Source organism: Bacillus sp. EU63 (assembly GCF_038592915.1).
Classification (GTDB): Bacteria; Bacillota; Bacilli; order Bacillales; family Bacillaceae; genus Bacillus; species Bacillus velezensis.
On the sequence record NZ_CP151944.1, the window covers coordinates 2,404,467 to 2,424,977 of the forward strand.

General features: G+C 47.1%; 21 protein-coding genes. 5 read left to right on the forward strand and 16 right to left on the reverse strand.

Annotated features, from left to right (window positions below; all coding sequences use genetic code 11):
• Positions 1 to 117 precede the first annotated feature (117 nt).
• Positions 118 to 1,587, forward strand: a complete 1,470-nt coding sequence (zwf, locus tag NYE38_RS11720) for a glucose-6-phosphate dehydrogenase (protein ID WP_013352785.1) — start codon at positions 118 to 120, stop codon at positions 1,585 to 1,587.
• A gap of 87 nt (positions 1,588 to 1,674) precedes the next feature.
• Here the strand turns inward: zwf and gndA are convergent, their stop codons facing one another.
• On the reverse strand, positions 1,675 to 3,084 hold the full coding sequence (gndA, locus tag NYE38_RS11725) for an NADP-dependent phosphogluconate dehydrogenase (protein WP_013352786.1): 1,410 nt from the start codon (positions 3,082 to 3,084) through the stop codon (positions 1,675 to 1,677).
• A gap of 108 nt (positions 3,085 to 3,192) precedes the next feature.
• Positions 3,193 to 4,437 carry a DNA polymerase IV gene (locus NYE38_RS11730; protein WP_340802482.1) on the reverse strand — a complete coding sequence of 415 codons (1,245 nt, stop codon included), beginning with the start codon at positions 4,435 to 4,437 and terminating at the stop codon, positions 3,193 to 3,195.
• 75 nt (positions 4,438 to 4,512) lie between these two features.
• Between NYE38_RS11730 and NYE38_RS11735 the strand changes: the two genes are divergently transcribed.
• Together NYE38_RS11735 and NYE38_RS11740 are read left to right on the forward strand one after the other, a co-directional pair.
• Positions 4,513 to 4,794 carry a hypothetical protein gene (locus tag NYE38_RS11735; protein WP_014418326.1) on the forward strand — a complete coding sequence of 94 codons (282 nt, stop codon included), beginning with the start codon at positions 4,513 to 4,515 and terminating at the stop codon, positions 4,792 to 4,794.
• A gap of 32 nt (positions 4,795 to 4,826) precedes the next feature.
• Complete coding sequence (locus NYE38_RS11740) at positions 4,827 to 5,663, forward strand: membrane protein insertase YidC (RefSeq protein ID WP_007408393.1); 837 nt, start codon at positions 4,827 to 4,829, stop codon at positions 5,661 to 5,663.
• Between the two features lie 114 nt (positions 5,664 to 5,777).
• On the opposite strand, the gene NYE38_RS11745 is transcribed toward NYE38_RS11740, so the two are convergent.
• Genes NYE38_RS11745 through mce form a run of 3 tightly spaced genes read right to left on the reverse strand, consistent with a single transcriptional unit; the run spans position 5,778 to position 8,848 of the window.
• Positions 5,778 to 6,893 (reverse strand): tripeptidase T, encoded by a 1,116-nt coding sequence (locus NYE38_RS11745; protein WP_014472086.1) that lies wholly within the window; start codon positions 6,891 to 6,893, stop codon positions 5,778 to 5,780.
• Positions 6,894 to 6,909: 16 nt separating this feature from the next.
• Positions 6,910 to 8,433: an acyl-CoA carboxylase subunit beta gene (locus NYE38_RS11750; RefSeq protein WP_014472087.1), complete on the reverse strand. Its 1,524-nt coding sequence runs from the start codon at positions 8,431 to 8,433 to the stop codon at positions 6,910 to 6,912.
• Positions 8,420 to 8,848 carry a methylmalonyl-CoA epimerase gene (gene mce, locus NYE38_RS11755; RefSeq protein ID WP_017418104.1) on the reverse strand — a complete coding sequence of 143 codons (429 nt, stop codon included), beginning with the start codon at positions 8,846 to 8,848 and terminating at the stop codon, positions 8,420 to 8,422. Before mce ends, NYE38_RS11750 begins: the two co-directional genes overlap by 14 nt.
• A 93-nt stretch (positions 8,849 to 8,941) precedes the next feature.
• Here mce and prli42 point away from each other — a divergent pair, with 93 nt between their 5' ends.
• On the forward strand, positions 8,942 to 9,037 hold the full coding sequence (gene prli42 / locus NYE38_RS11760; protein ID WP_007408390.1) for a stressosome-associated protein Prli42: 96 nt from the start codon (positions 8,942 to 8,944) through the stop codon (positions 9,035 to 9,037).
• A 13-nt stretch (positions 9,038 to 9,050) separates the two neighbouring features.
• Here the strand turns inward: prli42 and NYE38_RS11765 are convergent, their stop codons facing one another.
• From NYE38_RS11765 to brxB, 6 genes are all read right to left on the reverse strand, one after another.
• Entirely contained in the window at positions 9,051 to 9,581 is a 531-nt protein-coding gene (locus NYE38_RS11765; RefSeq protein WP_014418329.1) for a L,D-transpeptidase, read from the reverse strand.
• A gap of 69 nt (positions 9,582 to 9,650) precedes the next feature.
• On the reverse strand, positions 9,651 to 10,604 hold the full coding sequence (locus tag NYE38_RS11770; RefSeq protein ID WP_025649867.1) for an aromatic acid exporter family protein: 954 nt from the start codon (positions 10,602 to 10,604) through the stop codon (positions 9,651 to 9,653).
• Between the two features lie 76 nt (positions 10,605 to 10,680).
• On the reverse strand, positions 10,681 to 11,403 hold the full coding sequence (locus NYE38_RS11775) for an amino acid ABC transporter ATP-binding protein (protein ID WP_014470639.1): 723 nt from the start codon (positions 11,401 to 11,403) through the stop codon (positions 10,681 to 10,683).
• Entirely contained in the window at positions 11,396 to 12,055 is a 660-nt protein-coding gene (locus tag NYE38_RS11780; protein WP_014470640.1) for an amino acid ABC transporter permease, read from the reverse strand. The genes NYE38_RS11775 and NYE38_RS11780 overlap by 8 nt, the downstream gene beginning before the upstream one ends.
• A 61-nt stretch (positions 12,056 to 12,116) precedes the next feature.
• Positions 12,117 to 12,884, reverse strand: coding sequence for a transporter substrate-binding domain-containing protein (locus tag NYE38_RS11785; RefSeq protein ID WP_025649866.1), 768 nt, complete (start codon positions 12,882 to 12,884; stop codon positions 12,117 to 12,119).
• A gap of 245 nt (positions 12,885 to 13,129) precedes the next feature.
• Positions 13,130 to 13,567 carry a bacilliredoxin BrxB gene (brxB, locus tag NYE38_RS11790; protein ID WP_003153223.1) on the reverse strand — a complete coding sequence of 146 codons (438 nt, stop codon included), beginning with the start codon at positions 13,565 to 13,567 and terminating at the stop codon, positions 13,130 to 13,132.
• Positions 13,568 to 13,745: 178 nt separating this feature from the next.
• Here brxB and NYE38_RS11795 point away from each other — a divergent pair, with 178 nt between their 5' ends.
• Positions 13,746 to 14,642, forward strand: a complete 897-nt coding sequence (locus NYE38_RS11795; protein WP_163113635.1) for a YegS/Rv2252/BmrU family lipid kinase — start codon at positions 13,746 to 13,748, stop codon at positions 14,640 to 14,642.
• Positions 14,643 to 14,685: 43 nt separating this feature from the next.
• Here the strand turns inward: NYE38_RS11795 and NYE38_RS11800 are convergent, their stop codons facing one another.
• Genes NYE38_RS11800 through buk form a run of 5 tightly spaced genes read right to left on the reverse strand, consistent with a single transcriptional unit; the run spans position 14,686 to position 20,507 of the window.
• On the reverse strand, positions 14,686 to 15,948 hold the full coding sequence (locus tag NYE38_RS11800; protein ID WP_095352957.1) for a dihydrolipoamide acetyltransferase family protein: 1,263 nt from the start codon (positions 15,946 to 15,948) through the stop codon (positions 14,686 to 14,688).
• Between the two features lie 21 nt (positions 15,949 to 15,969).
• Complete coding sequence (gene bfmBAB / locus NYE38_RS11805) at positions 15,970 to 16,953, reverse strand: 3-methyl-2-oxobutanoate dehydrogenase subunit beta (protein ID WP_003153216.1); 984 nt, start codon at positions 16,951 to 16,953, stop codon at positions 15,970 to 15,972.
• Between the two features lie 12 nt (positions 16,954 to 16,965).
• Complete coding sequence (locus NYE38_RS11810; RefSeq protein ID WP_017418111.1) at positions 16,966 to 17,958, reverse strand: thiamine pyrophosphate-dependent dehydrogenase E1 component subunit alpha; 993 nt, start codon at positions 17,956 to 17,958, stop codon at positions 16,966 to 16,968.
• Positions 17,959 to 17,980: 22 nt separating this feature from the next.
• Positions 17,981 to 19,402: a dihydrolipoyl dehydrogenase gene (gene lpdA, locus NYE38_RS11815; RefSeq protein WP_070082090.1), complete on the reverse strand. Its 1,422-nt coding sequence runs from the start codon at positions 19,400 to 19,402 to the stop codon at positions 17,981 to 17,983.
• Positions 19,392 to 20,507, reverse strand: coding sequence for a butyrate kinase (gene buk / locus NYE38_RS11820; RefSeq protein WP_095532169.1), 1,116 nt, complete (start codon positions 20,505 to 20,507; stop codon positions 19,392 to 19,394). The genes lpdA and buk overlap by 11 nt, the downstream gene beginning before the upstream one ends.
• Between the last annotated feature and the right edge of the window lie 4 nt (positions 20,508 to 20,511).

Genomic DNA, 20,511 nt, shown 5'->3' on the forward strand with positions numbered 1-20,511 from the left:
TTTTCCGCAAACCGCAAAAAACAGGCTGAAATGTTTGCTTTCAATGAATTTTAGATTTAAAATGAAGGAAATATGCGGGGTTTTAAACCATGCTTCAGATAAAGTGAGGTACTCTAAGTGAAAACAAACGACAAACCAAAAGCAGTAATTGTAATATTTGGTGCCACAGGGGATTTGGCAAAACGAAAACTTTACCCATCCATTCATCGTTTATATAAAAATGGTCAAATTGGTGAAGAGTTTGCAGTTGTAGGTGTTGGAAGAAGACCTTGGTCAAACGAGGACCTCCGGGAAACCGTTAAAACGTCTGTTTCTTCGGCTGGGCAAAAAGACACAGACGATTTCACGTCTCATTTTTATTACCATCCGTTTGATGTAACGAATCCGGGTTCCTATCAGGAGCTGAATGTCCTGCTTGACCGGCTTGAGCATACATATGAAATCCCGAACAACAGAATGTTTTACTTGGCGATGGCCCCTGAATTTTTCGGCACTATCGCAAAATCGCTTAAAAACGAAGGTGTCACGGCGACAAAAGGCTGGTCCCGTCTCGTAATTGAAAAACCGTTCGGCCACGACCTGCCGAGTGCGAAAGAGCTTAACAAAGAAATACGCGAAGCGTTCACAGAAGATCAAATTTATCGGATCGACCATTACTTAGGCAAGCAAATGGTTCAAAACATCGAAGTCATCCGGTTTGCGAATGCACTGTTTGAGCCGCTGTGGAATAACCGCTACATCTCAAACATCCAGATTACGTCAAGTGAAGATCTCGGCGTTGAGGACCGTGCGAGATATTATGAGAAATCAGGCGCACTCCGCGATATGGTTCAGAATCATATTTTACAAATGGTCGCTCTTTTGGCGATGGAACCGCCGATTAAACTGAACACGGAAGAAATCCGCAGCGAAAAAGTGAAGGTGCTGAGAGCGCTACGCCCTGTCGCTCAAAACGAAGTGAATGATTACTTCGTCCGCGGACAATACCAAGCCGGAACGATCGACGGCACCCCTGTAGCGAGTTATACGGATGAGCATAACGTAGCGCCGGATTCCAATACGGAAACATTCGTGTCCGGTAAGCTGTTAATCGATAACTTCCGCTGGGCCGGCGTTCCGTTTTATATCCGCACAGGAAAACGGATGAAAGAAAAATCAACGAAAATTGTCGTTCAATTTAAAGACATTCCGATGAACCTTTATTACGGCAATGAAACGAATGTAAATCCGAACCTGCTTGTCATCCACATTCAGCCGGATGAAGGCATCACTTTATATCTGAACGCTAAAAAATTAGGCGGAGCCGCACACGCTCAGCCGATTAAGCTGGATTACTGCAGCAACTGCAGTGATGAAATGAACACACCGGAAGCCTATGAAAAATTAATTCACGACTGTCTGCTCGGCGATGCGACGAACTTCGCCCATTGGGATGAAGTAGCGCTTTCCTGGAATTTCGTCGATGCGATTTCCGAAACATGGGCTGCCGACAAAACCCTTTCTCCGAATTATGAAGCCGGATCAATGGGACCGAAGGCTTCGGATGACCTCTTGGAAAAAGACGGCCTTCACTGGTGGAATATATAATAATCAAAAAACCGCGGCGCCGTTCATTACGGCCCGCGGTTTTTACATATCAGAAAAGCCCCCGCAATAATTGCGGGGGCTTTTTCATTACTTCATCCATTCAGTATGGAAAATGCCTTCTTTATCCGTGCGTTCATACGTATGCGCGCCGAAGTAGTCACGCTGCGCTTGAATTAAGTTTGCAGGAAGCACTGCCGTACGGTAGCTGTCGTAATACGCAAGTGCGCTTGAGAACGAAGGTACCGGCACGCCTTGGGCTACCGCAAGTGAAATGACTTGGCGAAGAGCGCCTTGGTAGCTTTCTGCGATATTTTTGAAATAGCTGTCAAGAAGCAAGTTGTCAAGCTCCGGCTCACGGTCATACGCATCTTTGATCTTTTGCAGGAACGCCGCGCGGATGATACAGCCGCCGCGGAAGATCATAGCGATCTCACCGTATTTCAGATCCCAGTTATATTCTTCTGACGCGGCTTTCATTTGGGCGAAGCCTTGTGCGTAAGAACAGATTTTACTCATGAAGAGCGCTTTTCTGACCGCTTCAATCAGCTCTTCTTTATTTTCAGTAACCGGCTTAACGTCAGGTCCTGACAGAAGGCCGCTCGCTTTCACACGCTCATCTTTCATTGCGGAAATGAAACGCGCAAACACAGATTCAGTGATAATCGGAAGCGGTACGCCTAGGTCAAGAGCGCTTTGGCTTGTCCATTTACCCGTTCCTTTTTGGCCTGCTTTATCAAGGATGACATCAACAAGCGGTTTGCCTGTTTCTTCATCTTTTTTGGTGAAAATGTCAGCCGTGATTTCGATCAGATAGCTGTCAAGTTCCCCTTTGTTCCACTCAGCGAATACTTCGTGAAGCTCTTCGGCAGACAGTCCGAGCACCTGTTTCAGAATGAAGTAAGACTCAGAGATCAGCTGCATGTCACCGTATTCGATACCGTTGTGCACCATTTTCACATAGTGTCCCGCTCCGTCCGGGCCGATGTATGTCGTACAAGCTTCTCCGTCCACTTTAGCAGAAATGGCTTCTAAAATCGGTTTCACAAGTTCATGCGCTTCCTTTTGGCCGCCCGGCATAATAGAAGGCCCTTTCAGCGCTCCCTCTTCACCGCCTGATACACCCGTTCCGATAAAGTGAATGCCGCTTTCGGCAAGCTCTTTGTTCCGGCGCTGTGTATCTTTATAGTATGTATTTCCGCCGTCAATCAAAATATCGTCTTTTTCCAGATGAGGAAGAAGAGATTGAATCGTCGCATCCGTTGCAGTTCCCGCTTTAACCATTAATAGAATTTTGCGGGGCGTTTCAAGAGACTGGACAAACTCCTCAATGCTGTATGTACCGACAACATTTTTGCCTTTTGCCTCTTCTAAAAACTCTTCCGTTTTGCTGCTTGATCTGTTGTACACAGACACAGAAAATCCCCGGCTTTCGATGTTAAGAGCCAGATTTTTACCCATTACCGCAAGACCGATAACTCCGATTTGTTGTTTTGACATATTCTAACGTCCCTTCTTCAAACGTTTAACCATTTTAAAATTTAAATTAAAATAAAATGATATTTATACTAAAGAAATTATCATAGATAACCCCTTTTTTCAAGTTATTCAGCTTTTCTTTTCATCCTGAAAAAAGTCTCTGTTAAAGCTCGTTCCCTTTGTTTTGCTTTCTTCTTTTTTCATAACGGCGCCTTTTCTGATCAGGTTTCGGCCGTACTTTTCATTCAGCTGATTCATCATCTGAAAAATCGGCTCGTCCTTTGCATCCTCCTTGAACGAAAACAGATCAAGCTGTTTATACGCCTGCTGTTTTTCAACCAGTTCCGTTCCGGTGATGCCGAGAAGCCTTACTGGATTTTGGTTCCAATGTTTGTCAAACAGCTCCATTGCCGCTTCCATGATGTCTTTTTTCTGATCAACCGGATTGTTGAGGGTCATGCTTCTTGTGACCGTTTTCCAATCCGCATACCGAATCATGATGAACAGCCGGCAGGCCATGACCTCCTTACGCTGGAGCCGTTCGCTCACAGACAGCGCGAGCCGGTCAAACACACCCGTTAATTCATCCCAGTCAGCCGAATCATGCGACAGGGTGGATGAGTTGCCGACGCTTTTAAATTCATAAATCCGCTCGGGATTGACTTCTGCAGGATGGATGCCGTTCGCTTTATCCTTCAGCCTCGGGCCGTTTATGCCGAGAAGCGTTTTCAGCGCATGTTCATCTCCTTTTGCCAAATCACCGATCGTTTTGATGCCGAGCGTTTTTATTTTTTCCGCAGTTTTCGTTCCTATACCGTGCATCTCTTCAATCGGAAGAGGCCATAAGACGTCCGGCAGCTCTCTTTTTCTTAAAATGGTGATGCCGAGCGGTTTTTTCATGTCAGACGCCATTTTGGCGAGAAATTTATTCGGGGCGATGCCGATGCTTGACGGAAGCAAAAGCTCTTTTTGCAGTCTCGCCTGAATGTCTTCGGCTGTCTCATACGCCCTGTGTCTGTGCGGTGTGTCCGTAATATCCATGTATCCTTCATCAATAGAAACAGGCTCGACTAAATCCGTATACTCCCTCAGAATGCTGAACATTTCTTTTGACGAACTCCGGTAGCGGTCAAAATTCGGAGGCACGACGATGAGTTCCGGACAGAGGCGTTTTGCCCGCCACACCGGCATGGTGGTCTTTACGCCCCGCGCTCTCGCTTCGTAGCTGCAGGTGACGATGATTCCTTTCCGTTCCTTCACGTTTCCGGCAACGGCGATAGGTTTTCCTCTTAAAGACGGATCATACGCCATTTCTACGGAGGCATAAAAACTATTCATATCGATATGAAATATAATTCTCCCTTTTCCGGCCACTCCCGGCGCCTCCTTTCCTTTCATAGACAACCTTATATATATGTAGTAAAATAAGAGCTGAATGGATGTGATAAAATGATTCTTGAGTCAATGAATGACTTTTTATTTTTAGTCGATTTTTTCACAATTATTCTTCCCGCTCTGACCGCGATCGGCATCGCTTTTCTTTTGCGTGAGCGCCGCGCAGGCGAGCATTGGAGAACGAAACGAATAGATGAACATCAAGCAGTCGTTCAGCTGAACCGAACAGACTTTCTTATTATTATATATCATCGCATTACAACTTGGATACGTAAAGTCATCCGCATGAATTCACCGGCGAATGATGATGAAGATGTCAGCTCCCTCCTTTTATAACGGCAAGTGAAGATAAAAAGGAGGAGACATAATTGTCTAAAACATATCAAAAATGGATCGCATTCGGATTATTTTTTATCGTACTGTGCACAGGCCGCTCGGCTTTTGCGGCGACATCTCAGACTCAGACGGGAGGCCTCGGGAATATCGGTTTTTTCCACGATTACCTGATCGAGCCGTTTTCGGCACTTTTAAAAGGTGTGGCGGGCCTGTTCCACGGTGAGTACGGACTGTCGATTATTCTGGTGACGATTATCGTCCGGATCGTTGTATTGCCTTTGTTTGTGAACCAATTTAAGAAACAGCGGGTGTTCCAGGAAAAAATGGCTGTGATCAAACCGCAGGTCGACAGCATTCAGGCTAAAATGAAACAAACGAAAGATGCGGAAAAACAAAAAGAACTGCAAATGGAAATGATGAAGCTTTACCGTGAGCACAATCTGAATCCGATGGCAATGGGATGTCTTCCGATGCTGGTGCAATTCCCGATTTTGATCGGTTTTTATTACGCCATCCGCTCAACGCCGGAAATTGCTTCACACTCATTTCTGTGGTTCAGCTTAGGGCATTCTGATATTCTTGTATCACTGTGCGCGGGAGCCATGTATTTCTTACAGGCTTATATTTCCCAAAAATTAAACGAGAAATATTCACCGGCTGCTCAAAATCCGGCCGCGATGCAGTCAGCCAAAATCATGGTCTTTATTTTCCCTGTCATGATGACCGTTTTTTCACTTAACGTACCGGCTGCGCTGCCGCTTTACTGGTTTACAAGCGGACTGTTTTTAACAGTGCAGAATGTACTTTTACAGCAGACGCATCATAAAAAGAAACAAGCTGCGGCTCAGGCGGAGCCCGCCAAATCATAATACTGAAACCCTGCCGGAACCTATCCGGCAGGGTTTTTTTCTTGTATCTGCAAGGCTTTAAGCCAATTATTATGAAGAATGAAAAAAGCACCCAATCAACTGGGTGCTTCGTTTTTAGTTGGCCGCTGTTTCGATAATGGCAACGACCATTTCCGCCGTTTTGACGAGCTCTTCAATCGGCATTTTTTCATTTTTCGTATGGATTTGTTCATAGCCTACTGACAGGTTGACTGTCGGAATGCCGTGGCCGGCAATGACGTTTGCGTCACTTCCGCCGCCGCTCGTCTGAAGTTCGCTCGGCCGGCCGATTTTTGCCGCCGCTTTTTTCGCGACTTCCACAACCTGATCGCCGTCCTGATATTTGAAACCCGGATACATGACAGCGATGTCCACTTCCGCGCGGCCTCCCATCTCAGCTGCAGCAGATTCGAAAGCTTCTTTCATTTTCTGCACTTGCGCTTCCATTTTTTCAGGGACTAATGAACGCGCTTCAGCCAGAATATCGACTTGGTCGCAGACGATATTGGTTTGTGTGCCGCCTTCAAAACGCCCGATATTAGCCGTTGTTTCTTCATCAATACGGCCGAGCGGCATTTTTGAGATCGCTTTTGACGCGATTGTAATAGCGGAGATGCCTTTTTCCGGTTCTACTCCTGCATGAGCCGTTTTCCCGAAAATGGTTGCCCTCACTTTCGCTTGTGTCGGCGCGGCTACAATGATGTTGCCGACTTTCCCGTCTGAATCAAGCGCAAAACCGTATTTCGCGGTAATATCTGAACGATCCATTGCTTTTGCCCCGACTAATCCTGATTCTTCTCCGGCTGTGATGATGAATTCAATTGTTCCGTGCTCGATGTTTTGTTCTTTGAGTACTCTGATGGCTTCAAACATTGCGGCAAGGCCCGTCTTATCATCAGCGCCGAGAATCGTCGTGCCGTCGGTTTTTACATAACCGTCTTCCACAACCGGCTTAACGCCTTTGCCCGGGACAACCGTGTCCATGTGCGATGTGAAATAAATCGTATCCGCATCTTTTGTGCCCTTTAAAGTACAGATTAAATTGCCGGCTCCGTGACCCGTCACTTCTTTTGTATCGTCTTCTTTTACGCTCAATCCTAAATCAGTGAATTTTTGTTTGAGCACTTTGCTGATTTCCGCTTCATGCTTTGTTTCTGAATCAATTTGGACGAGTTCCAGAAATTCTTCCAGCAGGCGTTTTTCGTTTACCATTTACAGTTCCCTCCGTTTAAAGCGGTATATTACCGTGCTTTTTTTTCGGTCTTTCCTCTTCCTTATGCGCAAGCATGTCAAATGCCTGAATCAATTTTTTCCTCGAGTCTTCCGGCCGGATGATATCATCCACCATTCCGCAGGCCGCCGCTTTATACGGACCGGCATTTTCCTTTTCGTATATGGCTTTTTTTTCGCGCTTCGTTTTTTCCGGATCATCAGAAGCCTGTATGTCTCTGCGGTATAAAATCGACGACGCGCCTTCAGCTCCCATCACGGCAATTTCCGCATTCGGCCAGGCGAATACAAGATCTGCCCCGAGGCCTTTCGAATTCATGGCGACATAAGCGCCTCCGTAAGCTTTTCTGATGATGAGCGTCACTTTCGGCACGGCCGCTTCGGCAAAAGCATACAGCAATTTTGCTCCGTGACGGATGATTCCCGCGTGCTCCTGCTGAAGGCCCGGCAGAAATCCCGGTACATCAGCGATCGTTAACAGCGGAATATGAAACGCGTCGCAAAAACGGATGAATCTCGACGCTTTGTCAGCGGCATCTATCGTAAGGCTCCCCGCCAAATGTTTCGGCTGGTTTGCGATAACACCGACTGTGCGCCGTCCGATCTTCAGAAAACCGACAGCAATGTTTTTGGCAAAATACGGCTGAATGTCAAAAAACGTTCCGTCATCCGCCAGTTCTTTTATCACCTGTAACATATCGTAAGGTTTCGAACTGTCCGCGGGAACGAGGGTATTTAATAACGGCCTGGCGTCTTCCTTTTTAACGGGTGATGCCGTCTGTCTGCCGTGCGGAAGATAAGAAAGCAGCGTTTTCACTGCGGAAAGAGCCTCTTTTTCCGTTCGTGCGGAATAGTGGGCATTTCCGCTGATCACATTATGTATTCCCGCACCGCCTAAACTTTCCGCGTCAATCTGTTCACCCGTAACCTGTTCAATGACTTTCGGGCCTGTAATAAACATGTGCGACGTATTTTCCGCCATAATTACAAAATCCGTCAGAGCGGGTGAATAAACAGCACCGCCGGCACACGGCCCAAGGATGACGGAAATTTGCGGAATCACTCCCGAGTAAAGGACGTTGCGCCTAAAGATATGACCGTATCCATTTAATGATACCACACCCTCTTGAATTCTCGCACCACCTGAGTCGTTCAGCCCGATGATCGGGGTTTTATTTTTCGCGGCCAGATCCATCACCGCTGCGATTTTCTCCGCATGTGTCTCGCCGAGCGTCCCGCCGAGTACGGTAAAGTCATGAGCAAACAAATACACGGGCCGTCCGTCAATTGTGCCGTATCCGGTAATGACGCCGTCTCCCGGCGCATTTTGACACCCGGGCATGCGGCTTTTGGCAAACGGCTGAAGCTCTGAAAAACTGTCTTTGTCCAATAAATAGGCAATTCTTTCTCTTGCCGTCAGCTTGCCTTTTTTATGCTGTTTTTCATTTCTTTCCGCTCCGCCGCCGTTTGTTAAAAAGGAACGTTTTTCGTTTAAGTGTCTGATATGCTCACTCATGCTCATCTTGAGTTTCTCCTTTTTCAATTGTTTCACAAAGCTCAATCAGGACCCCGTTCGCCTCTTTTGGAGAGAGAAATGCGATCTTCTTCCCGCCCGCGCCGTTTTGCGGTTCATGATGGATCAAAGTCATGCGGCATGATTCAAGCTCCTTGATCGTTTCCTTCATATCGGCGCAGCGGAATGCCAAATGATGCAGTCCTTCGCCTCTTTTCTGTAAAAAAAAGCTGACGGGAGACGCGTCCGACAGCGGCTCAATCAGCTCAAGCTTTGTGCCTCCCGCTTCTAAAAAAGCAACTCTCACATTTTGGCCGCTTACCAGCTCGTCTCCCATATACGTAAACACGAGCATCCGTTCGTAAAATCCTCTCGCGGCATCAATAGAGCTGACGGCAATGCCGACATGATCAAGTTTTTTCATAGCGCGGCCACCTGCTTTCCGCCATAGGATATGGCTTGTTCATACAAGCAAAACACGTTAAAATGATAGACAGTAATCTTAAGGAGTGAAACAATGTCTCAAAAATTTATGAAAAGCGCCGTCATCGTCATTTTGGGCGTATTTATACTTTCAACCCTCCTCTCAGGCATTATGATGTATTTGCGGTAAAAAAGCAGGCGCCTCATTGCAAGGGGGTTTCCTGCTTTTTTATGAGGGCTTTCCGCTCTATTGCAATGTCCTCGAATGAGCGGTTTTCTTTTGTAATCAATACTTTCGTTCCGGGAGGGATAATCCGGAAAATACGGATGACATCCCGGTTTTTCATACGGATGCAGCCGTTTGATACAAACCCCCCGATCAGCTCTTCTCTGTTTGTTCCGTGAATGCCGTATATCCTGCCGTCGGTTCCTTTCGCGTCAAAACCGATCCAGCGGACGCCGAGCGGGTTTTCCGGCGCGCCTCCCTTTACATTTTTCTTCCGGTAATACGGATTGACGGCTTTGACCGTTACCGTAAATTCTCCTTCAGGCGTCAAATCATCCGTTTTTCCCGTCGCCACCTGATAAATGCCTTCTATTCGGTTATCCTTCACAACAGCAAGCGCATTTGTGGCTTTATTGACGATAATATAAGGGTCACCCGGCAAAGGGTTTGCGCCAAGCGGCCAAAGCGGAGACAGCAGCAGGGCGGCTGACAATAAAAAAAATCGCATGGGCTCCCCTCCTTTTTTCATTAGAATGACCAATGAAAGGAAGACTCATGCGATTGATCCATATGTTTTTTACAGCTTGATGCCTTTGAAATAACTTTTAATCACGAGATATTGTTCCATCTCACCGAGGAGGTGGAACAAAGCCGCCCGCGCTTCAAACTCCTCGCGCGTTGCCGGGAGCGGCATTTCTTCAAATTCCGTTCTCATTTCTGCAAGTCTTTTTAAAAATTTATGAGCGGTATTGCCGGGGTGAATGGCTTCCCTTAATTCATGGATGAAATGGGCGATTATTTTGCCCTGCTCCACCGTTATTGAAATAGAGGTAATCTTCGGCAGCAGCCGTTCAATGATTTCAAATTGTTTCTGTCTCATCTTAAAATAATGATAGTAAAGATTTTCATGGCGCAAAATATGATTCTGCACGTCCCGGTAGGCAAGGTTTTTCGCCTCTTGAATCATCTGATGCGTCTCCGGTATTTCCTTTCCCGTCCAATCTTGCTCACCAGTTAACAAATACCGTTCGATTTCAGCGAAGATGACGGCAAAATTGTCCTCAATTTTTTTCCGGTACGCCGCAAGTTTCCTATCGAGGCTCGGCATATACAGATTCATTAACAGCGCGACACCGATACCTACGGTGATCAGCTGGAACTCATTCCAGATAAACGCCATCGTAATGCCGCCGGACATATATAGATGAAGAATGATAACTGAGCTTGTGACGATCCCTTCGTTTATTTTCAAGACGACTGTAGTTGGAATAAACAGCACAAGCAATATTCCGATCACAAACGGATAATAGCCGATCAGTCCGAAAAAGACATATGAAAAGACGATTGCCAATAAACAGGCGGCAAATCGGGCCCACGAGGCCTGAAGCGACCGCTTTTGCGTAATTTGGATGCACAATATGGTGATGATTCCTGCGGATGCGAAGTTTTGCAGATGCAACAGCTGGGCTAAATAAATGGCCAGCGCCGTTCCAAGTGCGGTCTTTAGTGTGCGGTAACCGATTTTAAACATTGCTTGCTCCATTCTGTTTGTTTCTTTCTCAAAAAAAAGAAGAAGAGCATTCTTCTTCTTTTCTTACAGTTATATTTTATAATATTTTTTCTAAAAAGTCCTGTGCTCTTTTTGACTTCGGAGAAAGAAAAAATTCTTCCGGCTGCCCGTCTTCCACTATCGTGCCTTCATCCATAAATAATACGCGGTCTGCGACTTCTTTGGCAAATCCCATTTCGTGCGTGACGATGACCATCGTCATGCCCGTTTGAGCGAGCTCCTTCATAACCTCAAGAACTTCTTTGACCATTTCCGGGTCAAGAGCTGAGGTCGGCTCGTCAAACAGCATGATGTCAGGATTCATGGCAAGGGCACGCGCGATGGCGACACGCTGCTTCTGCCCGCCTGACAAACGGTTCGGATAGTCGTTCCGTTTTTCAAGCAGTCCGACTTTTTCAAGGAGAGCGCACGCCTTTTCCTCCGCCGCCTTTTTGGACTCTTTCTTCACGCTGACCGGCGCATATATGATATTTTCAAGCACCGTTTTATGCGGAAACAGATGAAAATGCTGAAATACCATCCCGATATTTTCCCGCACTTTCAGTTTATTCGTTTTAGCAGCGGTGATTTCTTTTTCTTTAATGGCAATCGTTCCGCCGCTCGGGGTTTCCAGCAGATTTAAGCAGCGCAGAAACGTTGATTTGCCGGAGCCGGAAGGTCCGATGACAGCGACGACTTCCCCTTCTGCGATCTGTGTTGAAATGTTTTTCAGTACTTCATGTTTTCCGAATGATTTTGACAGGTTGTCGACCTTAATCATTGGCTTTCAGCTTCCTTTCTACGCCTTTTCCGATGAATGCTAAGATCAAAACGAGCACGTAATAGATGAAACCGGCCACAATGAGAGGTTCTAAATAGTTGTATGTTGCGGCACCGGACTGGTAGGCCCGTCTCATAATATCGCCGAGACCGATTACGGTGACGATCGCCGATTCTTTCGTCAAGGTGATTAATTCGTTAATAATGGCCGGAGAAATGTTTTTAAATGCCTGCGGCAGAAGCAGATCTTTCATCATTTTTCCGTACGGCACACCGAGAGCGACGGCAGCTTCTTTTTGTCCTTTGTCAATCGCGTTGATTCCCGCTCTGATAATTTCAGAGACGTAAGCTGCTGAATTAAGTGATAATGCGGTGACCGCCGCCCAAAATTGGTCGATCTGAAAGCCGAGAAGCTGCGGCATCCCGAAATAAATAATCATCAGCTGCAGCACGAGCGGCGTGCCGCGGAATATCGAAGTATAAAAATCCGCAATCCATTTCAGCGGACTGATCGTGCTGATTTTAAACAAACTGAGCACGATGCCTAATACAAGGCCGATGACCGCTGAAACGAGCACAATTTTCAATGTGACGGCAAGGCCTTCCAATATAAAAGGAATTTGGGGTATTGTCGCTGAGAAATCCAAATTCATACGTTTGATCTCCTTTACCTGTATTCAAGATAAAAAGCTCAACGAAAAGTTGAGCTTTCTTTTATTTCTCGTTGGTGAACCATTTTTTCTTCAGTTTTTCGATTTCTCCGTTTTTCTCCATTTCTTTCAGCGCTTTGTTAAACTTCGCTGTCAGATCACTGTCTTTGCGGAACGCAATCGCGGAGCCCGATTCGTCTGATTTCGCATCTGCTGACGCAAAGCCCTGCAGATCTTGATTTGAATTGAAATAGCCTTGTGCTACGATGTCTTCGATAATCGCGGCATCAAAACGCCCGGATTTAATCTCTTCCGTTAAGTCTGAGATCCGGTTGCGGTCTTCAAGCTGGAAACCGTATTTCGAAGCAAGTTTCTTGCCTTTTTCTTCTTGAATGGAGCCGAGCTGAACACCGACGGTTTTGCCTTTCAGATCATCCAGGGATTTAATGCTGCTTCCCTTTTTCGTAACGATCATATTGTTAGCAGTATAATAAATACCGGAGAAATCCACTTGCTTTTTCCGTTCCGGCGTAGGTGTCATTCCTGATAAAATCATATCAACCTGCTTAGACTTCAGGGCTGTGATCAGGCTGTTGAAGTCCATGTCCTGCACCTCAACGTCATAGCCGGTCTTTTTGCCCAGAGCTTTTGCCAAATCAACGTCAAACCCGACGATCTGATCGCCGTCTTTATATTCAAATGGTTTATAATCAGCCGATGTACCCATAATCAATTTGTTCTTTCCGCCCTCTGAGCCTGAATTGCCTGATCCGCAGGCGGACAGCGCAAAGGTGATACATGCGGCAACCAATACCAACAGCCATTTCTTCATGATTCATTTCCCCCATATCTACTGATCTCTTAAATTTGAATATTTATTCGTTAACTTGTATTTTAAACACTTTTTAATTGTGATGCAATACTATTTTTGAAAAATATATTTTCCTTTCTGTGTTTATTATAGTCATTGTTTTTCAGGTTAGTGACAGCTGAACGCCGATGTATAAATATTTATATTTATACAGATACCATATAAAAAAACCCCGCAAGCGCTTGGCTCCGGGGTTTTTCTTTCACTTATACTTCTTCACAATATTCTTCAAATGCTTCCTGCAGTTTTGTGACGACGGCCATCGGCTCATGGCCTTCAATTTCATGGCGTTCCACCATTTTCATGATTTTCCCGTCTTTTAAAATGGCAAATGACGGAGAGGACGGCGGATAGCCTTCAAAGTATTCTCTCGCTTTGGCTGTCGCTTCTTTATCCTGTCCGGCAAATACCGTCACAAGCTGATCCGGGCGTTTATCGTAATGTACGGAATGGTACGCGGCAGGCCGTGCAATACCGCCTGCGCATCCGCACACAGAGTTGACCATGACGAGTGTCGTTCCTTTTTTCGAAAGCGCTTCGTCCACTTCCTCAGCGGTTTTCAGCTCTGTATACCCGGCGGCCGTGATTTCCTGGCGGGCTTGACGCACGACATCATTCATAAATAAATTAAAATCCATATTCAATTGGGACCTCTCCTTTTTGATCATCTCTTCTTATGATAGCAAGGAACCTCCCTATCGGCAAATGACACCGCTCATATCCAATTGTTTTTTGTCCCTTTTATGTTCCCGATGTAAGTTTATGACCCTTTAAAAACGGGAAACTTGTTAAGGAGATTGTCTGAAATAAAGGAGCAGTCATATGAGCCAACGGAAAGCAGTTTTAATTTATAACGGAAACGCCGGTCAAAAACAGATTGATAAAACGCTCGGCACGGTCGTCCCCATTTTGGCCCAGTCAGCTGATGAACTTTTGATTAAACCGACCAAACATCAGGATGATGCCCGTCAGTATTGTGAAAATCTCGACAGTTCAGTTGACCATTTATATATTTTAGGCGGAGACGGCACTGTGCATCAATGCATCAACAGCATCAGCAAGCTTGATCACAGACCCGCTGTCGGCATTTTGCCGGGAGGAACGTGCAACGATTTCTCCCGGGCGCTCGGCATCCCGCAAAACCTTCAAAAGGCCGCTGAAGTGCTCGCGGCCGGACATAAACGGATGATTGACGTCTGTAAAACGGATGACGGCTATTTTCTGAACTTCTGGGGCATCGGACTGATCACCGAAGCATCAAGCCATATTAATGAAACTGAAAAAGCATGGCTTGGTAAAATCAGCTACTTCACGAGCGCCTTGCGGACGATGACAAGCGCGAACCCGTTTCCTGTCAAATTGACGATTGACGGCGAGGTGAAAGAAGACGAAGCCGTAATGGTGCTTGTCATGAACGGGCATTATATCGGGACAAACAGAGTTCCCCTGCCTGATGCCAGCCTCCAGGACGGCTTAGCCGATGTGTTAATCTGCCGCAACACAAGCCTTGCCGCGTTGCGGGAGCTGATGACGATGGAACAGGGTTCGTTTGATGATTTCAAAGGGGAGCTGTCCTATATTCAGGCCTCCAGGATTGAAATCGAAACCGGACGTGAGATGGACGCGGATACAGATGGCGAGGTATACGGAACAACACCTTGTACGATCGAAGTGAAAAAACATCATCTCACTATGCTTGTTCCCGAGGATTCACAATGAAAATAAAAAAACTCCTTTTGCCGCCCGGGCAAAAGGAGTTTTTTTAATAGACGGAAGTATGTTCATCAATGTTTTCTAAGATCTCTTTGACGCGTCCGAGGAATCGGCCGCACACGAGCCCGTCGAGCACTCTGTGATCTAAAGACAGGCAAAGATTAACCATATCACGAACGGCGATCATCCCGTTATTCATGACAACCGGACGTTTGACGATAGATTCTACCTGAAGAATCGCCGCCTGCGGATGGTTGATAATGCCCATAGATTGAACTGAGCCGAATGATCCCGTGTTATTGACGGTAAATGTGCCGCCCTGCATATCTTCCGCGGTAAGTTTTCCGTTTCTCACTTTTTTCGCAAGGTCTGTTATTTCTCTGGCTATGCCTTTAATCGTTTTTTCATCAGCATGCTTAATAACCGGAACAAACAGCGAATCTTCCGTGGCAACGGCAATGGAGATGTTGATGTCTTTCTTTTGGACGATTTTGTCTCCCGCCCACATGCTGTTCATCTGCGGGAACTCCTTGAGAGCCTGCGCCGCCGCTTTTACAAAGAAAGCGAAAAACGTTAAATTGAAGCCTTCTTTCTGTTTAAATGAGTCTTTAATGCTGTTTCTGTACGCCGTCATATTCGTGACGTCCACTTCCATCATCGTCCAGGCATGCGGAATTTCTGTTTTGCTTTTATGCATATTGGCGGCGATGGCTTTTCTGACGCCTGTAACCGGAATTTCAATATCACCGGCTGACAGAGCGGGTGCCGGCGCTTGTTTTTGCTGTTGTTTCGGCGCTTGTTGCGTTGTTTGAACGGCAGCCGGCACCGGTGCTTCCGACTTCTGCTTCATTCCCGAATCAATGATCTTTTGAATGTCTTTTCGCGTAATTCTTCCGCCTGCACCCGTTCCTTCAACTTCTTCAAGCTGAATGCCGTGTTCTCCCGCTAACCTGAGCACGGCCGGCGAATAACGCGCTTTATTTGACTGATCTTTACCTTGACGGTTTGCATCTGTGTCTGAAGGGGTATTCTGCTCTTCTTCCCGCTTCGGCGCCTCTTCGGTTTCCGTTTCTTCTGTTTCAATTTTGCAGATGATCTCGCCGACTGCAAGAGTCTGGCCTTCTTCTCCTACAAGTTCTCTAATCGTACCGGTAAAAGAAGACGGCACCTCCGCGTTCACTTTATCTGTCATGACCTCCGCGATGGGGTCATATTTATTCACTTGATCACCGGGGGATACCAGCCACTTGCTGATCGTCCCTTCCGTCACGCTCTCTCCGAGCTGAGGCATAGCCATTTGTTCAATCGCCATGTCAAAAACCTCCTTACGTCTTTAAAACTCCGCTAATTCTCTCATCGCGGCTTCTGCTTTGTCAGGATTCATCATGAAGTATTTTTCCATTGTCGGCGCATAAGGCATTGCCGGAACATCAGGACCTGCAAGCCGCTTGATCGGCGCGTCTAAATCAAATAAGCAGTTTTCAGAAATAATAGCGGCGACCTCGCTCATAATACCGCCTTCTTTCGTATCTTCTGTGATCAGCAATACTTTTCCCGTTTTAGACGCGGCTTCAATGATGGCTTCTTTATCTAACGGATAAACCGTACGCAAATCTAATACGTGTGCGGAAATTCCGTCTTTTTCAAGGCGCTCGGCAGCCTGCAGAGCAAAATGGACGCATAATCCGTACGTAATAACAGTAATGTCGCTGCCTTCGCGTTTTACATCCGCCTTTCCGATCGGAAGGACGTAATCATCCGCAGGGACTTCGCCTTTAATCAGACGGTACGCCCTCTTATGTTCGAAAAACAGCACCGGATCTTCGTCACGGACTGCAGCTTTCAACAGCCCTTTTGCGTCATAAGGAGTTGAAGGCATGACAATTTTAAGGCCCGGCTGGTTGGCAAAAATAGCCTCCACAGATTGGGAATGATACAACGCGCCGTGCACGCCGCCGCCGTAAGGCGCTCTGATGACCATTGGACAGCTCCAATCATTGTTTGAACGGTAGCGTATTTTGGCCGCTTCTGAAATGATTTGGTTGACCGCAGGCAGAATGAAATCGGCAAACTGCATCTCGGCAATCGGGCGCATGCCGTACATCGCGGCGCCGATCCCGACTCCGGCAATCGCTGATTCCGCAAGCGGCGTATCCATCACCCGCTCTTCTCCAAACTGTTCATAGAGACCCGCCGTGGCTTTAAACACGCCGCCTTTTCTCCCGACATCTTCCCCGAGAACAAAAACGCGCGGATCTCTTTCCATTTCTTCTTTCATTGCTGCATTAATACTGTCAATATAAGACATTACAGACATAAGTATTCCTCCCTACTTCGCATAAACGTGATCAAGCGTTGATTCAGGAGATGCGTATGGCGCTTTCTCCGCTTCGTCTGTCGCTTCGTTTACGATAGCCATGATGTCATCCAGCATGGTCTTTTCTTCTTCTTCACCTAGAAGCCCGGCTTCTTGCAAGTATGCTTTGTATATAAGAAGCGGATCCTGTTTCTTTGCTTCTTCTACTTCTTCGCGTTCTCTGTAGCTGCTGTCGTCGTCATCACTGGAATGCGGCGTCAACCGGTAGGAAACCGTTTCTATTAATGTAGGACCTTCGCCTTTAGATGCCCGTTCGCGCGCTTCTTTCACGGCCCGGTAAACTTCCAGCAGGTCGTTTCCGTCAACTGTGACTCCCGGCATGCCGTAGCCTGCCGCCCGGTCGGAAATATTTTCGCACGCCACCTGTTTGTCATACGGAACAGAAATAGCATACTTATTGTTTTCACACATGAAAATGACCGGCAATTTATACACGGCGGCAAAGTTTGCCCCTTCGTGAAAATCCCCCTGGTTGGAAGATCCTTCTCCAAAGGTAACGAAAGAGACGATATCCTTTTTATCCATGCGTCCCGCAAGCGCGATTCCGACTGCATGAGGCACCTGCGTTGTCACAGGGGATGAGCCCGTTACGATTCTGTTTTCCTTTTGCCCGAAGTGGCCAGGCATCTGCCTTCCGCCTGAGTTCGGGTCAGCCGCTTTCGCAAAACCGGACATCATCAAGTCCTTTGCAGTCATACCGAATGCAAGCACAACTCCCATATCTCTGTAGTAAGGAAGCACATAGTCGGTATCACGGTTTAAAGCATAGGCCGCGCCTACTTGAGCCGCTTCCTGTCCTTGACATGAAACAACGAACGGAATTTTGCCCGAGCGGTTTAAGAGCCACATTCTTTCGTCGATTTTTCTGGCTAACAGCATGGTTCTATACATTTCAACGGCTTCTTCGTCAGAGAGCCCTAATGCTTGATGGCGGTTTGTAGTCATTCAAACCCCTCCTTCTTTCCTTTTAAAAATGAATCGCGTTTCCGTCTGCGGCTAACGCAGCTTCTCCAATCGCTTCTGAAAGCGACGGATGCGGATGTATGGACTGGCCGATTTCCCAAGGAGTCGCGTCGAGCACCTTGGCAAGCCCCGCTTCAGAGATCATATCGGTGACGTGCGGGCCGATCATATGAATACCGAGAATATCATCTGTATTCCGATCGGCGACGATTTTAACAAAGCCATCGCTTTCTCCGTATACAAGAGCCTTTCCGATTGCCATGAACGGAAACTTCCCGATCTTCAGTTCATGTCCTTTTCGGGTTGCTTCCTCTTCTGTCAGACCGACACTCGCCGCTTCCGGATTTGAATAAATGCATTTCGGCACAAGAGCTGCATCAAGCGGAGCCGGATTAAGACCCGCCATATGCTCAACGGCAATGATGCCTTCACGGGAGGCCACATGTGCAAGCTGAAGACCGCCCACAACATCACCGATCGCATAAATGTGCGATTCCTTCGTCTGCCCGGCTTCGTTCACGATGATAGAACCGTTTTCCGCTTCAATATCCGTGTTTTCAAGGCCGATCCCTTCAATGTTCGGCTGGCGGCCGATGGAAACAAGCATTTGTTCCGCGTGATACGTTTCTTTTTTTCCATTCTTTTCAGCGGCAATTGAAACGCCGTCCGCTTTTTCCAATGTATCCGGAAGCACTTTCGCACCCGTCACGATCTTAATTCCTTTTTTCGTTAACAGTTTTTCCATCTCGCTTGAAATATCACGGTCTTCCGTCGGCAAAATGCGGTCCGCATATTCAATCACAGTGATATTGACGCCGAAATCGTTCAGCATGGATGCCCATTCAATTCCGATGACACCGCCGCCGACGATCATCATGGATTGGGGCAGACGTTCAAGCTCTAACGCTTCATCTGATGTCAGAATATATGTACCGTCTGCTTCTAAACCCGGCAGCATTTTCGGCCTTGAACCGGTTGCGATAATCAATTGTTTCGGTATCAGCATGTCGTTTTCTTCACCATTTGCGTATTCGACGGAAACCGTACCGGGAAGAGGTGAGAAGATGGAAGGGCCGAGCATACGTCCGTACCCGTTGAATACATCAATCTTCCCCTTTTTCATCAAGTGGGCGACACCGCCGGCCAGCCGGTCAACGATTCCCTGCTTTCGTTTTTGCACGCTGTCAAAGCGGAGGGAGACACCTTCCGTTTCAATGCCGAATGCTGCCGCTTCCTTTGCGGTTCGGTACACTTCCGCGCTTCTTAACAGCGCTTTACTCGGGATACATCCTTTATGCAGGCATGTTCCGCCGAGCTTTTCTTTTTCTACAACGGCCGTTTTTAAGCCGAGCTGGGCCGCTCTGATGGCGGCTACATAACCGCCCGTGCCGCCGCCCAGAATGACCACATCATACTCAGTCGCCATTTGTTTTCACTCCTTCGCCGATCTGATATTGCTTTGACTGCTCCTCACCGGCTAAAACCCGAAGCGCGCCTTGCGCGAGAGATTGCAGTTCATTTTCTCCCGGGTACACCAGTACATCCGAAATCCAATCTATGTACGATTTGATGGCGGATACGAAACTTTTCCCGTACGCCAATCCGCCCGTCAGAACGATAATGTCTACTTTTCCTTTTAAAACGGCGCTTGCCGCCCCGATTTCTTTTGCTACTTGATAAGCCATGGCGTCATAAATGAGACGCGCGTTTTCATCGCCGGCCTGAATGCGTTTTTCCACCTTCACCGCGTCCGTTGTCCCCAGGTAGCCGGAGAGTCCGCCCGTGCCGACAAGTTTTTTCATCATATCGGCTTTTGAATACTTGCCGGAAAAACACATTTCTACCAAATCACCCGCCGGAACAGTTCCCGCGCGCTCCGGGCTGAAGGGTCCTTCTCCGTGAAGCCCGTTGTTGACATCCGTCACCCGTCCGCAATCATGGACACCGACTGTGGTGCCGCCTCCCATATGAGTGACGATCATCTTCATCTGTTCATACCGTTTGCCGAGGGACGCCGCCGCCTGACGGGCAACAGCTTTTTGGTTCAAAGCATGGAAAATGCTTTTCCGCTTGATTTCAGGCATTCCTGATACTTTAGCGAGCGGAGTCATCTCATCCACCACGACCGGATCGACGATATACGCGGGGATATTTAATCCGTCAGCTATTTCCCTGGCAATAATTCCGCCCAGATTAGAAGCATGCTGGCCGTTGTAGCCGTTTTTCAAATCAGTGATCATGGCGTCATTCACTTCATATGTGCCGCCCTCAATCGGTCTGAGCAGGCCGCCTCTGGCACAAACGGCATCGAACTTTGAAATGTTGATGCCCTGTTCGTGCAAAGACTCAAGAATGCTTATTTTTCGAAATTCGTATTGGTCGATGATGCTGTTAAATGTTTTCAGCTCTTCTTCGGGATGCCGCAGCGTCTTTTCAAAGATACAGCGTTCATTGTGAAAGACACCGATTTTCGTTGATGTTGAGCCTGGATTCAGAATGAGAATGCGTTTTTCCTTTTCGAACATTTTCATACCT

Coding starts and splice junctions, on each gene's coding strand:
- gndA (WP_013352786.1), bottom strand. CDS start 3,084: ATGTCAAAACAACAAATCGGAGTTATCGGTCTTGCGGTAATGGGTAAA.
- NYE38_RS11735 (WP_014418326.1), top strand. CDS start 4,513: ATGATTCTTGAGTCAATGAATGACTTTTTATTTTTAGTCGATTTTTTC.
- NYE38_RS11745 (WP_014472086.1), bottom strand. CDS start 6,893: ATGGTAAACGAAAAACGCCTGCTGGAAGAATTTCTGGAACTCGTCCAA.
- NYE38_RS11750 (WP_014472087.1), bottom strand. CDS start 8,433: ATGAGCATGAGTGAGCATATCAGACACTTAAACGAAAAACGTTCCTTT.
- mce (WP_017418104.1), bottom strand. CDS start 8,848: ATGAAAAAACTTGATCATGTCGGCATTGCCGTCAGCTCTATTGATGCC.
- prli42 (WP_007408390.1), top strand. CDS start 8,942: ATGTCTCAAAAATTTATGAAAAGCGCCGTCATCGTCATTTTGGGCGTA.
- NYE38_RS11765 (WP_014418329.1), bottom strand. CDS start 9,581: ATGCGATTTTTTTTATTGTCAGCCGCCCTGCTGCTGTCTCCGCTTTGG.
- NYE38_RS11770 (WP_025649867.1), bottom strand. CDS start 10,604: ATGTTTAAAATCGGTTACCGCACACTAAAGACCGCACTTGGAACGGCG.
- NYE38_RS11775 (WP_014470639.1), bottom strand. CDS start 11,403: ATGATTAAGGTCGACAACCTGTCAAAATCATTCGGAAAACATGAAGTA.
- NYE38_RS11780 (WP_014470640.1), bottom strand. CDS start 12,055: ATGAATTTGGATTTCTCAGCGACAATACCCCAAATTCCTTTTATATTG.
- NYE38_RS11785 (WP_025649866.1), bottom strand. CDS start 12,884: ATGAAGAAATGGCTGTTGGTATTGGTTGCCGCATGTATCACCTTTGCG.
- NYE38_RS11795 (WP_163113635.1), top strand. CDS start 13,746: ATGAGCCAACGGAAAGCAGTTTTAATTTATAACGGAAACGCCGGTCAA.
- NYE38_RS11800 (WP_095352957.1), bottom strand. CDS start 15,948: ATGGCGATTGAACAAATGGCTATGCCTCAGCTCGGAGAGAGCGTGACG.
- bfmBAB (WP_003153216.1), bottom strand. CDS start 16,953: ATGTCTGTAATGTCTTATATTGACAGTATTAATGCAGCAATGAAAGAA.
- NYE38_RS11810 (WP_017418111.1), bottom strand. CDS start 17,958: ATGACTACAAACCGCCATCAAGCATTAGGGCTCTCTGACGAAGAAGCC.
- lpdA (WP_070082090.1), bottom strand. CDS start 19,402: ATGGCGACTGAGTATGATGTGGTCATTCTGGGCGGCGGCACGGGCGGT.
- buk (WP_095532169.1), bottom strand. CDS start 20,507: ATGAAAATGTTCGAAAAGGAAAAACGCATTCTCATTCTGAATCCAGGC.